Here is a 14145-nt window from a genome sequence, read left to right on the forward strand (position 1 = left end):
ATTATAGCTCAACAAAAAGAACAAAAGCTTAGCTTTCACCAACTACAAATTAAACTCTAAAGTCAGTCTCGCTTGAAATCTATTTAAAATTAGCATTAAATGGTTAGAACATATCTAGAAAATAGATAAAACGGATTTTAGTAGCGGATCCCTTGACCTGTGCAGCTCTTAGCAGGCAGGGAATAACTCGATAGCTATTACACAAGGATGCGGTATTATGACAGGAAATCTAACAATTGCAACATCCCTTAAACGCTTAGCTGCTTTCACACTTCTTTTCTTCATCGTCATGATAAGTGGCTGTAAGCTTGTCGATCAAGTTAAAGAAAGCACCAATGCAATTGGCAATAATCGCCAAGCCGTGGAAGATAGCACCAAAGCCATCGCTGCTAACCACCAAGCTGTCGAGCAAAGTACTACCGCGATTAATGGCAACAGCCAAGCCGTCAACCAAAGTACTACTGCGATTAATGCCAACCGCCTAGCTGTCGAACAAAGTACTACTGCAATTAATGGCAACCACCAAGCTGTAGAATCCAGTACAAAGGCCATTGAAGCTAATAAATTAGCCGTTGAAGAAAGCAGTCGAGTCATTACTGCCAATAAAGATGTGGTTGAGCTGAGCTCTAAAGCAATTCGCGAAAACCATGATGTTGTTCAAAAAGCTAGCGAAGCAATCGACAATAATCAAAAAATCATTGCGCAAAGCACAACAGCAATCCAAGCTAATATTAATGCTATTGAACAAAGTTCAGCCACGATTAAGAAAAATGCGGCGCAAATTCAGGAATTGTCTGGGATGTTAGATAAAGTCACGCTAAGTCCTGCTGCTTTAAATTTAGTCATGGTGATTATGGTTGTTAGTCTCTTTCTCATTCCCTTTTTAATGATTTTTTTCATGTGGCGTATTCATAGAGACATGGTTTTACTGCGATCGTCTGTAAATCGCTGAGTGTCCCATAACCAACATGATTTTTTGCCCAAAATAGCTGTGATACCGTTAAGGAGAATGGTATGGGAATTTTAACCTAATGAAATTGAACCAATTAAACAGCATGGGCAAGCTTGCGATTCTTATTTGATCCATTAGTCTCTGCATCCTCTGGCTTGACCTGATTTTTGGCAAAACTAAGGGGAGCTATTTTTCAGGAATTTAGTTATCTAAGACGATACGATAACGTGCTTTTCCTGCTCGTAGATGCTCAACTGCTTTATTGGCATCTTTCATAGCAAAATGCTCTGTTAATGGCTGAATATTGTGGCGCACACAAAATTCAAGCATATCGAGAGTAGTCGCAGGACTTCCAAGTGGTGATCCTGATAAACTGCATTGAGGAAAAATAAGCGACATAACAGGAACTGGAATAGGCTTAGGTACTACACCCACTATATGCAACCGTCCACGTGGTGCAAGCATAGATAGATAGGCTGGCCAATCAAGATTTGCATTAGCGGTGTTTAATATAAAATCGAAACGCTTAGTTAATTTCTGCAACGCCCTATTATCGCTGCTATTCACCACATAATGCGCTCCCATACGTTTGGCCTCAGCTTCTTTAGCCGCCGTAGACGAAAAGGCGGTCACCTCACATCCCCATTTATTAAGAAACTGCAGCGCCATGTGACCAAGACCGCCAATTCCAATCACAGCTACACGATGTGTGGGGCGGATATCAAATTGCACAATTGGATTAAACACGGTGATACCACCGCATAATAAAGGACCTGCATCGCCCGCTTTCAATTTTTCAGGTAAAGGAGTTGCCCAGATTGAGTCGCAGCGCACCAAGTCAGCAAAACCGCCATGTCTTCCTACAATAGTATGTTCTGTTGTATCACAAAGATTATGATCGCCGCGAAGGCAGTGATGGCAATACCTACAACTTCCGCTGAACCATCCAAGCCCTACCCGCTGGCCAACCTTGACATTTTTAACGCGTTCGCCTACTGCACTGACTGTACCTACCACCTCATGCCCCGGCACTAGAGGATAGCTGCTCAATTCCCATTCATTGTCAATCATTGAGAGATCCGAATGGCAAACACCACAGGATTCTACTTTAATATCGACCTGTTCTGGCCCAATTTCCCCCAAAGTATATTCAAAAGGCGAAAGCTGACCAGATTTTTTATGAGCGGCATAAGCATGAACTTTTGTCATAGAAATCGTCCTTGAGTTTATTGTTTTAAGACTGGCATAGCCTTCAATACCTGTCAAACCGCTTTTTAATTAACAAGTTCTAAGGTCAACAGTTTAATTTCCTTTTGTCAGTAAATTAGATGGTAAATCTGGTCGAAAAACCCTATTCTTTTCCTTAGAAATAGATACTTGAGGCATGAAAAGATTAGGAATTTTGACAACCGTTTTAGCAATGCCCATTTGAGCGAGCACCTCATTACAATTTGCAATTAAATTGAGATCAGAGCGACCATTAGTAAAAATAATTTTTTTACGCACAAATTCTTTTATGTACTCTGCATAATTAGATAATTCCCCAATTTTTTCCATGTACTGAAGAATAACTAGAGCATGGGTCTTTTTATTATTTTTTAATGCATAGAAAAATGGATCAAATCGATTTCTTTTATGTCCTTTGAAATCCTCCAAAGTAGGTTCAACTTTCTGCATAAAATGTTTTAAATAGGTGGAAGAAGCGTGATCAATTAATGTGAAGATAGGTGCTTTATTATTTCCATCTTTGAAATCTAAGCTAGATGTTTTTACAAGCAGATCTATGAGACCCAATCGTTTTTTTACATCATGAGGATTTCTATCCAGCGAAGTGCCTAAACAAGCAAGATGCAAGGCTGTACGGCCCGACATGGCTTGTTGAATGTTTGCATCTGTTTTAGGGTTTTGGAGTAATTTCTTCAAAACAGCTACTTTACCTAGATAGGCGGCCATCAACACTAAAGTGATTCGTTCTTGCTGCCAAAGTGGTGTGAATTGTCCATCTTTTACTTTTAAAACCGGCAGCGGCAAATGGGAAAAAGCATCATATTTTTTGATGCTTTTATTATGCAACATCTGGTAAATCGGCTTAGGTATAAAAGCAGTATCTTCTCTCGAAATACCTAAGGCGCTAAGATCATAAGAACAGTTTGCAAAATGATAAGGGACAGGATGATAGTAATCCTTATTCGCTGCAAAAATTTCCTGTGCAGATCTGAAGTTGTCCGAAGGGTGTAAAAAGAAAGGTTTAAAGCCAAAACGATAATCTGGACCATAACTAACTAATAACTGCTCATCCTCAAAAATATCTGTGACAGCAATGACCAACATTTTCCCTTTTCTTTCTCTAAATTGAACATTTTCCTTAGCGGTTGAATCATTAATAAAACGAGAACCATTACCTAGATATTTAGCATCAATCTTTTTTGGGGGATGCATTAAAAGCATAAAATAATCGCTGTCTCTCTTTTCATCTTCATTTTCCTCATCGGAAACTTTTTCACCGGTATACTCAAATAAAACCGTTCCTTTTTTGATAAAACACTTGGCGTAAACCCCGTAGTGAGTTTGCTGCGATGAAATGATATTCAGAGGAGCAATGTATACCAGACCTGGCTTATCCTTTTTGCTACTTAGGTATTGAAATTTAACCCTGACTCCGTTAGCTGATAAGTTAATCGAATTCTCTAACTCTTGAATGGAGTTATTATCGTCAAGATAGAAAAATGGCGGGCGATTTTGTGGAGCTATTATCGTGGGAAAATCATAGTCGCCTACCTCCCGTTCTTTCCCTTTTTCCTTATCCCTATCATTAGAGGTTTGCAGGGTAGGCAGCGCTATTGGCCCCATTATTGGCGGTAACATTTCATCTGGTTGCCCTTCATCGTCAATAATGAAAATTGGTGCTTTTGCAGGTTGTGGCTGCCTTGCTTGGATAGTTTGAGGCAATTTAGCTTTCTCTTCCTCATCAGCAAGCGGCGTCAATGATATAGTTTCTGCTTGAGAAAAGAGCAAATTCAGCATATCCTGAAAATTTGGGGAAGATAGCAAGGCTGCAAAGTGATTAACTGGGCTCGTTTTTTGCTTTTTAGGCGGTTGCCCTTTATAGAATTCTTCTTGCCCAATTTCCACTATCCCATCTTCTTCTAAGCTTGGTTGTTTTATTAATACTTGAGATGGTTCTAGGGTCTTTGCTTTTCTTTTGCGAGGATTATTTTCGTTTTTTAATTTCATACAAGTCTACTATTAAGCAATAAACTAGAAAATTTTACCAATATTTTATTAAAGAAAACTTAAAAATTGAGCTAAAGCCGATAACATGAGTAATACTTGCCTCAAAGTGATTGCATGTCCTTTATAATTTTGCAACTATTTATTGATAGACAAAAAATAGATGTATCGTTATAGGAAATCCAATTAGCGATGATTAGCTTACATAATGTTTCCAAATCCTTTGATGGAAAAGTGGCTTATTCAGTAAGAAACATTAATTTAACTATTGCCGATGGAGAAACCTTAGTTTTACTTGGCTCATCTGGCAGCGGTAAATCAACCTTACTCAAATTGATCAATCATACACTTAAACCGACCTCAGGCAGGATAGAAATTGATGGCAAATCAATAATAAAATATCCTAAAGTCCAATTGCGACGATCTATGGGTTTTGTATTTCAGCATACTGGTTTATTTCCTCACATGACGGTGGCTAGAAATATATCCATTGTCATGCGATTAATGGGAGTTCCAAAAAAACAATGCGAACAACGGGTCAATGAATTACTAGAGCTCGTTAATCTCGAACCAAAGAAATACTATAACCGCTATCCTGATGAATTATCAGGGGGCGAACAGCAACGAGTTGGCGTAGCGCGTGCTTTGGCAAACAATCCCAAATATATTTTAATGGATGAGCCCTTTGCTGCCTTAGATGCAATCACTCGGGAGGCGTTGCAAAATGAAATTATCGCCTTAAAAGAAAAAATCAAAAAAACAATTATTTTTGTAACACACGACATTAATGAAGCTTTTCGTTTAGCAGACCGAATTGCCATCATGCATGACGGTCATCTTGAGCAAGTTGAAACAAAAGACGAAGTATTGGCCCATCCTGCTACCGAATTTGTTAAACAATTACTTAATAATAAAACAATTAATTAGATGGATAATAACTGGGCTTTTATTAAATCACATTTATCTGAATTACATACCAAGTTAATCGAGCATATCTCTATATCTGTCTCGGCGATGCTCATTGCGATCCTCATTGGTCTTAGTTTAGGGCTGTTAATTACTCGCTTGCCCAGATTAAGAGGTTTTTTACTTGGTATGACGAATATTTTTCAAACCATACCTAGTATAGCCTTGCTTGGTTTTTTAATTCCATTTGTAGGGATTGGCTTGATTCCTACACTGATTGCACTCATCGTCTATGCTTTATTACCCATTACAAGCAATACTTACACGGGATTAAAAGGCGTTTCACCCATCTATCGTGAAGTTGCAGATAGCCTCGGTTTTACGCGTTGGCAACGCTTATACCTTGTTGAACTCCCCCTTGCCTTACCGGTCATCATGGGCGGCATTAGAACCTCTATGGCTATGACGATTGGTATTACCACAATCGCTGCTTTTATAGGTGCTGGGGGATTAGGTGATTTTATTACTCAAGGTTTGTCGCTCAATGATCCTCGACTCATTTTACTAGGGGCCATTCCTGCTGCTCTATTGGCTTTAACTATCGATTATGTTATCGCGACCCTTAGTCTTTTATTATCGCCACGACAGCGGTTAAAACTGCGTTTTAAAAAAGCAAAAATTATCTTAGTTAGTCTTATTATCGGCACTCTAATTTTCACCGTCACTTATGATTCAATCTCGTTCTCTAAACACACTAAAAATTCAGTGGTGATAGGAACCAAAAATTTCACCGAGCAGTATTTATTAGGTTATTTAATGGCAGAACTACTCGAAGCTAAAACTGATTTGCGTATTATTAAAAAATTTAATCTCGGAACAACAACCATCTTACAAAATGCTTTACTAGCCGGCCAAGTTGATATTTACCCCGAATATACCGGTACTGCTTATCTTATTGTACTTAAAAAAAATCAGATCCTAAGTCCGCAACAAACCTATGATTTTGTTCGTGAAGCTTATCTGAAAAATTATGATTTAGTCTGGTTGGAACCTTTTGGTTTTGACAATAATGAATCGTTAGCAGTCAAAGAACAATTTGCCCAGCAACATCATTTAGTGAACTTAAGCGATTTAACACCGTTCAATGCTCAACTTATTCTTGCTGCCACAGCTGAGTTTCTTATGCGTGAAGATGGTTTACCAGGCCTGACTAAAACCTATCAACTTAGTTTCAAGAAAATATTACAAATGCAACCGGATCTTGTCTATCAAGCGATTCAAAATAGTGATGTGCAAATTATTGAAGTATTCACTACTGATGGCAGGATTCCCGAATTTCATTTACGCGTATTAAAGGACAACAAGCATTTTTACCCCCCTTATTATGCCGCCCCTATCGTCCGTAACGCTATTCTTAAAAAACACCCTCAGATTGCTTCAGTTTTAAAACCTTTGCTAGGAAGAATTGATAATAAAACCATACAATATTTAAACTACTTGGTGGATGTAAAAAAAATGAGTCCACAAACCGTTGCCCATGATTTTCTAATAAGTCAGAAACTCATCTAAATAAGCAAGACATGAAATTTTTATTCTCCCAGCTGTGGTTTTTTTCTCAAGCCTTTAAGTTGCCCCTGCTTGGATTTTTCATCCAACATTTTTTGCTTAGAACGTCTAGAACGCCTTTTCTTTTGTCGTTTTATTTTTTCTAGTTTTTGCTGATTCTTGGTCTTCTCATCAGAGATTAGGGTCTGTAATTTTTCGCAAAGACGCATTCTTGCAAAATAGCGGTTATCCTCCCGACTCCTGGAATCCTGACATTTAATTTCCAAATTAGAGGGCGGATGCTTCAAATAGACCGTCGAAGCCGTTTTATGCAACTTCTGTCCACCCTTACCGCTACCCAAGATAAATTTTTCGATGAGGTCAGCTTCATTGATCTGAAGCTTGGCCATCCATACGGCTAATTTCTCCCATTTATCATTGCTAATCATGTGATTGATGATGTCCCGGCCTGTTGTAAAAGATGGCAGATTTTGATCTTTTAAAGCAAATTGAAAGGAGTATAAAAAATACCAACCGTTTAATATTGATAGCTATTGAAGCCATGTAGGCTTGTATCTGAATATTCTCAATTCCACGATATTTTGCTCTAAGCAAGCCGTTATGATTTTTTAATTCATTCATCACACCTTCAATTTTCCATAATCGCTCACGTAGTTTTTGCTTAAAAATCTCAGTTTCCATTTGCCTTTTTACTTGCTTAAAAATGTCATCATGAATATGTCTTGATATAACCCGGATCCCTCTACCTTTTACAATGGGAGCTTGACAAGCATCACTTAGAGGGCAATACCTACAATCTTTAACTCTTGTGCGATAAGTAATAATTTCGTCAGAATTAACCTTGCTTGCATGAAAGAATACATTGTTACTACAAACATAGGTTTTTCTTGTATGATCAAAAGTTATTCCTTCAAACTCGGAGCAATTATTACCACTTCGTGTTGTAAAAAGAGGTATAAAGGAGTTAATTTCATAATCTTTTAAAAATGCCAGTATAGCTCCAGAGCCATAAGCTCTATCGGCGACAACTTCTTTGATAGAGTTAGAAAATCTAGTATTTAATTCCTTAATTAATTCTTTAAATGGCTGAGAGTCATGAGTTGCCCCAGTTGTTATGTGAATAGCCGTTATTACTCTTCTTTTACTGTCGCAACAAACATGGGCTTTATATTTAAGGTCTCTTGCCATTCCAGCCTTGAAAGCAAGAGTAGCATCAGGGTCGGTAACGCTGCGGTGTGTTTTGTTTGATAGTTGCCATTTTGTATTTTTGCAACTGCTACTGGGTCTACTTTTTTGTGGAATTGATTCGTCAATCGGTTTCATTGAATCTAATGATGCATTGGCTTGGATAAAGGTGCTGTCTGTCATAACGCAGCGGCCCTCTATTAATCCGGCTTGTTGGCACTGATAAACAATATTCAGGAAAATATTTTCAAATACGGCTTTCTTAAATCTTTGTTTAATCCGACTGAGACTTGCATGGTGAGGAATTTTATCGTGGATAGTTAATCCACAAAACCAACGATAGACAATATTGTAACGAATTTCGTCAATTAGCTTTCTTGTAAATTTTATCGAATACAGATAACTCAAAAGAATCATTCTAAAATACAATTCTGGGGCAATCGATCGCCGACCATTGTTAGGACAATATAAACCTTCCGTTATTCTAGTTATAAAAGTTAGATCAACTACTTTATTAACTTTCTTTAGAAAATGCTCTTCAGGAATTAGCGCCTCTAAGCTGAAATAATTAACATTGTTTTCTTTAGGGTAGAGTGTACCTTGCATCTGACAAACAGTTTCAAAATAAAGTGCATTAGACCAATAACCGACTGTTTTGTAAACAAATTTTTCACCTTTTACAACAGGCCGGTACGTTATCTATCTCAAAGTCGAGGCAACATTACCTATTTATGATAAGAGTCTAATTTTTATGCAGGGTATTTTTGGGGTTTCCTAAACAGGTCTCGTAAGGTAGCAATTTAAATCTTCTAAAAAATTTATAATAACCTTGACCCGATTACTTAGTTACCTCATTGCTGGATATACCACATACATATCCAGACTTGGCACCTTATATTCACACAAGACCTCAGCTAACCCTACTGATTTAAATGCCAAAACTGCACCATAAGGCATTTATTCACGAGTTTATTGGTACCAAATCGGTATTATGATACAATAACGATCATTTAGGTTTTTATTGATTCATATTATGACTAAAGGTTTCGAAGAGGCACAAGAAAAGGCTGAGTTGGATTTAGATCTTCCTAAGCTACCTGAGGAGATCTGGATAAAGATTCTAAGCTTTCTCGATATCCAAGATCTCCCCAATGCCGCCTTGACTAGCCAGTTATTCTCTGTTCTCATCAAGGATAATTGGCTTTGGCAGCAATGCTATCTACATTATTTCCCTCATCATTTTCAACAGGCGAAAAACGATAACCCTGTTTCATGGAAACTTCTATTTCAAGAGAAAGAAAGTCAAGAATACAAACACCTCGAACCCTACTTTAAAAAATTATTCATTGCGGCAAAAGAAGGCAAAATTCAGGAATCAACTATTCAAGAACTTAGCCTTGAAGACTTTTTGCAAAAAGATGCCAGCGGATATTCACTCCTGTATTGGATTAAAAAATACAATGACCAGCAAAGCTTAAATCTAGTGTACCAAAGGGCTCTTAAATTCTATCAAAAGTCTGATTATGAAATTGATACAAAAAAAGAGCTAGGCCAAAGTACCATTCTTCATTGGGCGATTTTTTGTCATCAGCCTTTAGAGCAGATTGAGTTATTAATTCAACAGGACGCTAAGATTACTCATCCTACTCTATTGCACTGCGCTGTATTATACGACAATCTTCCAGCCTTGAACCTGTTATTAAAGAAGTTATTAGAGCAAGGCGCTGAGATTAACCCCAAGGAAAATAACGGCTGGACTCCACTGCACTGTGCTGCTAACAAAGGTCATCTTAAAATCCTCAACCTGCTACTAGAGAAATTATTAGAACAGGACGCTGAGATCAACCCCAAGGATAATGAGGGCTGGACTCCACTGCACTGGGCTGCTAAAAATGGTCATCTTGAAATCGTTAAACTGTTATTAGAGAAATTATTAGAGCAAGGCGCTGAGATCAGCCCTAAGGATGATGATGGCTGGACTCCACTGCACTGTGCTGCCAAATACGGTCATCTTAAAATCTTCAACCTGTTATTAGAAAAATTATTAAAACAAGGCGCTGAGATTAACCCCAAGGACAATGAGGACTGGACTCCACTACACTGGGCTGCCCAAAACGGTCATCTTAAAATCTTCAACCTGTTATTAGAGAAATTATTAGAACAAGGCGCTGAGATTAGCCCTAAGGATAATGAGGGCAGAACTCCACTAGACTGGGCTGCCCGAAACGGCCATCTTGAAGTTGTTAAGCTGTTATTAGAGAAGAGAGACAATTTCCTGATTTACGATTCATTCGGGAAGCCGGCGGAGAACAGCTCAAAAAATACCTACATAAGAGAACTGCTTAACACCTTTAAGATCAAATGGCAGACCTTTGCTGCACAACTTTATGGCCGCAATGCCACTGATAATGAACTGCAGCAATTGAGATCTTATTACAATGCCGATGAGAAACAACTCATTTTAACAGGAGCTGCCGGGGTTGATAGAGGAAAACTCTTGTATGAATTACTGACAAAACCTTTGATCTTCGATTCTTCTTCTTTGTTAGCCTTTGCCCAAAACGGAGGGAAGGAAGTGGTTGTTGCTTATATTCAAACCTTAGGTGAAGAAGAGCAACGAGAACTCATCGAGAGCATTCTTAAAAAAGAAACTCCCTTAGGTGAATTTTTCTGGATGCAACGAGGCTGGACTACTCCAAAGCTTGGCCATGGGCAATTAGCTGTGCTACAAAAACTACTTACTCAATTGGACAGTAATGAGGAAGCCGATTATCGCAAGAGTCAAACCAGTCAATCTTGCTTTGGCCTGTTTTTTAATTTTTTTACTTTTAAACCAGTTCAAGGAGGATTGTCTGACATAAAAGGGCAGATAATCTCTACCAATAAATAATGCAATATTTGATTTAAAGGCCAAAACTGCACAATAGGTATTTATTCATGAGTTTGTTGCTGCAAATAGGGCTATATGATAATAAAAAACCAATTTGTATATTACATATTTATTATATGATCTTAGGTCCTTTTTGGTGTCAACGTGATATATCTTGGATACGCTTTAAAGTAGATGAGACTAAACAAATTTCTGCCGAGATTGCTCAGATTTCCCCTGAGAATTCCGAACTAAGCACTCCCTGGAAAACAGTAACTAAAGGAAGTTGGCCTACGAGTAATTCACGTACTCGGCCATTAATGAGAGATACATTAAATGAGCTTGCTTTAAAAGACTCAAATGGAAAGCCTCTGCCCGTTCTCGAAAAAGGTTCAATTATCTTCCCGCCCCATGCCATAGCATTTGCTCATGCTTTTGGATTTTCCTTCGATGAATACACTCACAAAAATGATTCTGAGGGTATGCCAATAGAAGAATTAAAGCCAGTCATAGTTGGCCTGGGACTAAAGATCGTCGGTTTTGCCGCCATTTAAGGGCTTGATTTGGTGGTTATTTTCCAATAAATTTAATATTATCAATAGAATAAAGTTATCATTTCATAACCATTTTTTGGGTGATTTTGAACAGATTAAGAAAATTAGGGATTTTAAATTTTTAACTTATTATCAATAAGCTAAATAGGTCAATGTTTGCTGTAATGAGTAACTTAGAAAACTAATATTTCTCCCATTGACACAAACATCTAACCCGCGCCAGTACTGAATCTATCATTAAAAAATGGCCTTTAAATGGGGGCAAAACCGACGATCTTTAGTCCCAGGCCCTCGGCAAAAAAACAGAAGGCGGGATTGCTACGCTTGCTTTAAACCGAATGAACTCACTGGGTATGCCAGTTTCCGTAAAAGTGAAATAAAAACATTCTAATTGAGTCAAATTCAACCTAATTTATAAGGCAGGCCTCTTCTTCAAGACCCCCACTAAATACAGCATACTCGCTATTAACCCAATGAATTCTTGGCTGACCTGATTTTTCACTAGGTCTATATAAATGGCTGGTGACATGCTCTAAATAGGCTGGATTGGTAAACATGGCCACGGCGATACGGTTCCTAAGCATTTTATATTGGCCATTGTTATATAATAAATCAATTTCGCCATGCCGCGTAACATCCACACCTGTTAACACACCCAGAGAATAACCATCATGCTGTATAGAATTAACAGCATAGGGGCTTGCATATTGAGTACTTGATTTAAAATCAATTTTCAATTCGTGCAAACCATAGTCAGCCGGCCATTGAACATGATTCAATCCTTCTTGTTGACTTAAGGTTCCTGCTCCATTGAACACTAATCTTCCTTCATCCAGTTCTATTTCATCAACAGATACACGAGTTCTCCAGGTGTCGGTAGCAATTTTTTCAGATTGAATGTTTACAGTATGGGTGTTAGATAGAGAGTCATAGATAGTCATACTACTGTGGTAGTCATCTTTTTCAGTTGCCATAGCAGGAAAATTGATGCTAATTTTTATTTTACTGGTTGCTTTAGGCGCTAAATTTGCTATAGGAATCTGGATCTTACTCAAGTGCTTAAAATCTGATTTTTTTGTTACTGCGAGAAAATAGTCCCCTTCATCGCTACGAAGGTAGTAGGCTTGGTCTAAAAGGATTTTTCCATACCGAGTAAACAATAATTCACTGTCTTTTTTGCCACGGGATACAACAAAATAGCCTTTATTCATCAAAGCAAGATCAAATGGATTATCTGTTACTGAAATGGGGCATTGATTAAAAGTTAAAGGCTCTTTAGTCAATTTATACAGATTACCTGCATACAATTGAGGTGAAACAAGAATAGCTACCGCGACTAGAATCGATTTAATGGTCATGTAAATCCTTTTAAATAAATACAAGGGTTAAAGTAAAGAATCTTTTCCTTATCACAAAACACTATCATTCCTAGTATCTTATAAAAACGCTGGCTTTATTTCATTAAAAAAACTCTCTGTACTGACAAAAAAACTAGCCAACTCGTTGTTAATTTCTCATCGGGGTTCCTTTCAGGAAGGGACGAAATTTCCCAGTACATCTTTACAGCCCTTTACCAGTCTAGACTGTAGCCAATAAATCGATTTTTTCACTGGATATCAAATTTTGTATAAGTTCATGTATTAAGAGTATGCATGGAATTAGAGCGTATCACTTTAAAAAAATTTGGTTTTATAGATCAATAAAAGTGTTAAATATATTTTCTCAACCAGTCTTACTGCATACAGGATATGACGCGGTTGATAGAATATTGCCGTTTAACCTATAGATAAGTTCCTCCAGCAGCACGGATGGAGGCATCATAGCGCCGCAGCTCTATTTGGCGACATCATGTCGCACAGGGCTTGGTGACGTGGTCTAATAGATCTGTACACCCCAGTTAAGAGATAATGTACTTAACTGGAGAAAGTAATGATGATAAGAAAGAAATACCCCAAAGAATTTAAACTTGATGCGATTAGCCTAGTATTAGAACAAGGCTATGGGGTGACCGAAGCAGCGAATAATTTAGGGATCGCTCAAGCCCTATTAAGCCGTTGGATAAAGGAACATAAAGAGCAAGATAGCCAAGCATTTCGAGGCAATGGCAAGTTAACAGCGGAGCAATTAGAAATACGGCGCCTGCAAGAAGAAAATAAACGCCTTAAAATGGAAAAGGAAATCTTAAAAAAGGCGGCGCTCTTCTTTGCTCAAGAAACGAAATAAAATATTCGTTTGTCGCCCAACATAAGAAGAGCTGGCCAGTTGGCGTCATGTGTCAACTACTGGGCATTACACGGCATGGATATTACAGTTATCAACAACGGCAAAGAAATAAACCTGATGATCCTGAGCATCAGGAGATGCTTGAGTGGGTAAAGAAAATAGCAGAATCCAGCCAATATTGTTATGGAAGCCGCAGGATGAAAAATGCTTTAAATGCATTAGGTTATCCAGTAGGTCGAAGACGAACTCAAAGTTTAATGAAAGAAGCGAAAATTTTTGTTCGTTATCGAAAGAAATACAAAGTGACAACAAATAGCAACCATAAACAGCCAGTTTATGAAAACGTTTTAAATAGAGAATTTGATGTTAAAGAAGCAAATAGAGCTTATGTATCTGACATTACTTATGTCTGGACTCAGGAAGGCTGGCTTTATTTAGCGGTTGTTATGGATTTATTTTCAAGAAAAATAGTCGGTTGGAGTATGGGTTCTAGAATGAAAGCAACATTAGTCTGTGATGCTCTGAATATGGCTATTTGGCAGCGAAAACCATCTTCAGGTCTCGTTGTTCATTCAGACAGGGAACTCAATACGCAAGTTACCAATACCGTAAGTTATTAATGAATAAAGGTTATATTGGCAGTATGAGTAAAAAAGGAG

Annotated in this window: 9 protein-coding genes and 2 pseudogenes; 6 read left to right on the forward strand and 5 right to left on the reverse strand. The window is 37.9% G+C overall.

Annotated elements, in window-relative coordinates; genetic code table 11:
- Positions 1-217 precede the first annotated feature (217 nt).
- Complete coding sequence (locus tag Lnau_RS13385; protein ID WP_058505643.1) at positions 218-952, forward strand: hypothetical protein; 735 nt, start codon at positions 218-220, stop codon at positions 950-952.
- Positions 953-1153: 201 nt separating this feature from the next.
- Here Lnau_RS13385 and ahr read toward each other — a convergent pair whose 3' ends face one another.
- Both ahr and Lnau_RS13395 read right to left on the reverse strand, forming a co-directional pair.
- Positions 1154-2161 (reverse strand): NADPH-dependent aldehyde reductase Ahr, encoded by a 1008-nt coding sequence (ahr, locus tag Lnau_RS13390; RefSeq protein WP_058505644.1) that lies wholly within the window; start codon positions 2159-2161, stop codon positions 1154-1156.
- Positions 2162-2254: 93 nt separating this feature from the next.
- The gene (locus Lnau_RS13395; protein ID WP_058505645.1) at positions 2255-4186 is read right to left on the reverse strand and encodes an SET domain-containing protein-lysine N-methyltransferase; all 1932 of its coding nucleotides are present in this window, start codon (positions 4184-4186) and stop codon (positions 2255-2257) included.
- Between the two features lie 189 nt (positions 4187-4375).
- On the opposite strand from Lnau_RS13395, the gene Lnau_RS13400 reads away from it, so the two are divergent.
- Both Lnau_RS13400 and Lnau_RS13405 read left to right on the forward strand, forming a co-directional pair.
- Positions 4376-5110 (forward strand): ABC transporter ATP-binding protein, encoded by a 735-nt coding sequence (locus Lnau_RS13400; RefSeq protein WP_058505646.1) that lies wholly within the window; start codon positions 4376-4378, stop codon positions 5108-5110.
- A complete protein-coding gene (locus Lnau_RS13405; protein WP_058505647.1) occupies positions 5111-6658 on the forward strand; it encodes a glycine betaine ABC transporter substrate-binding protein in 1548 nt (515 codons plus the stop codon).
- A 20-nt stretch (positions 6659-6678) separates the two neighbouring features.
- Here Lnau_RS13405 and Lnau_RS13410 read toward each other — a convergent pair whose 3' ends face one another.
- Both Lnau_RS13410 and Lnau_RS13415 read right to left on the reverse strand, forming a co-directional pair.
- Positions 6679-7083, reverse strand: coding sequence for a peptide chain release factor family protein (locus Lnau_RS13410; RefSeq protein ID WP_058506011.1), 405 nt, complete (start codon positions 7081-7083; stop codon positions 6679-6681).
- 6 nt (positions 7084-7089) lie between these two features.
- Positions 7090-8446 (reverse strand): annotated as a pseudogene (locus Lnau_RS13415) (transposase); the annotation flags it as partial.
- 427 nt (positions 8447-8873) lie between these two features.
- Between Lnau_RS13415 and Lnau_RS13420 the strand changes: the two are divergent.
- Both Lnau_RS13420 and Lnau_RS13425 read left to right on the forward strand, forming a co-directional pair.
- Positions 8874-10730, forward strand: a complete 1857-nt coding sequence (locus tag Lnau_RS13420; protein ID WP_058505648.1) for an ankyrin repeat domain-containing protein — start codon at positions 8874-8876, stop codon at positions 10728-10730.
- 47 nt (positions 10731-10777) lie between these two features.
- Positions 10778-11263, forward strand: coding sequence for a hypothetical protein (locus tag Lnau_RS13425; RefSeq protein ID WP_058505649.1), 486 nt, complete (start codon positions 10778-10780; stop codon positions 11261-11263).
- Positions 11264-11670: 407 nt separating this feature from the next.
- Here Lnau_RS13425 and Lnau_RS13430 read toward each other — a convergent pair whose 3' ends face one another.
- Positions 11671-12621: a flagellar hook-basal body complex protein gene (locus Lnau_RS13430; RefSeq protein WP_058505650.1), complete on the reverse strand. Its 951-nt coding sequence runs from the start codon at positions 12619-12621 to the stop codon at positions 11671-11673.
- Positions 12622-13192: 571 nt separating this feature from the next.
- On the opposite strand from Lnau_RS13430, the pseudogene Lnau_RS16485 reads away from it, so the two are divergent.
- Positions 13193-14145 (forward strand): annotated as a pseudogene (locus Lnau_RS16485) (IS3 family transposase); the annotation flags it as partial.

The organism is Legionella nautarum, assembly GCF_001467895.1.
In the GTDB taxonomy this organism is placed as follows: Bacteria; Pseudomonadota; Gammaproteobacteria; order Legionellales; family Legionellaceae; genus Tatlockia; species Tatlockia nautarum.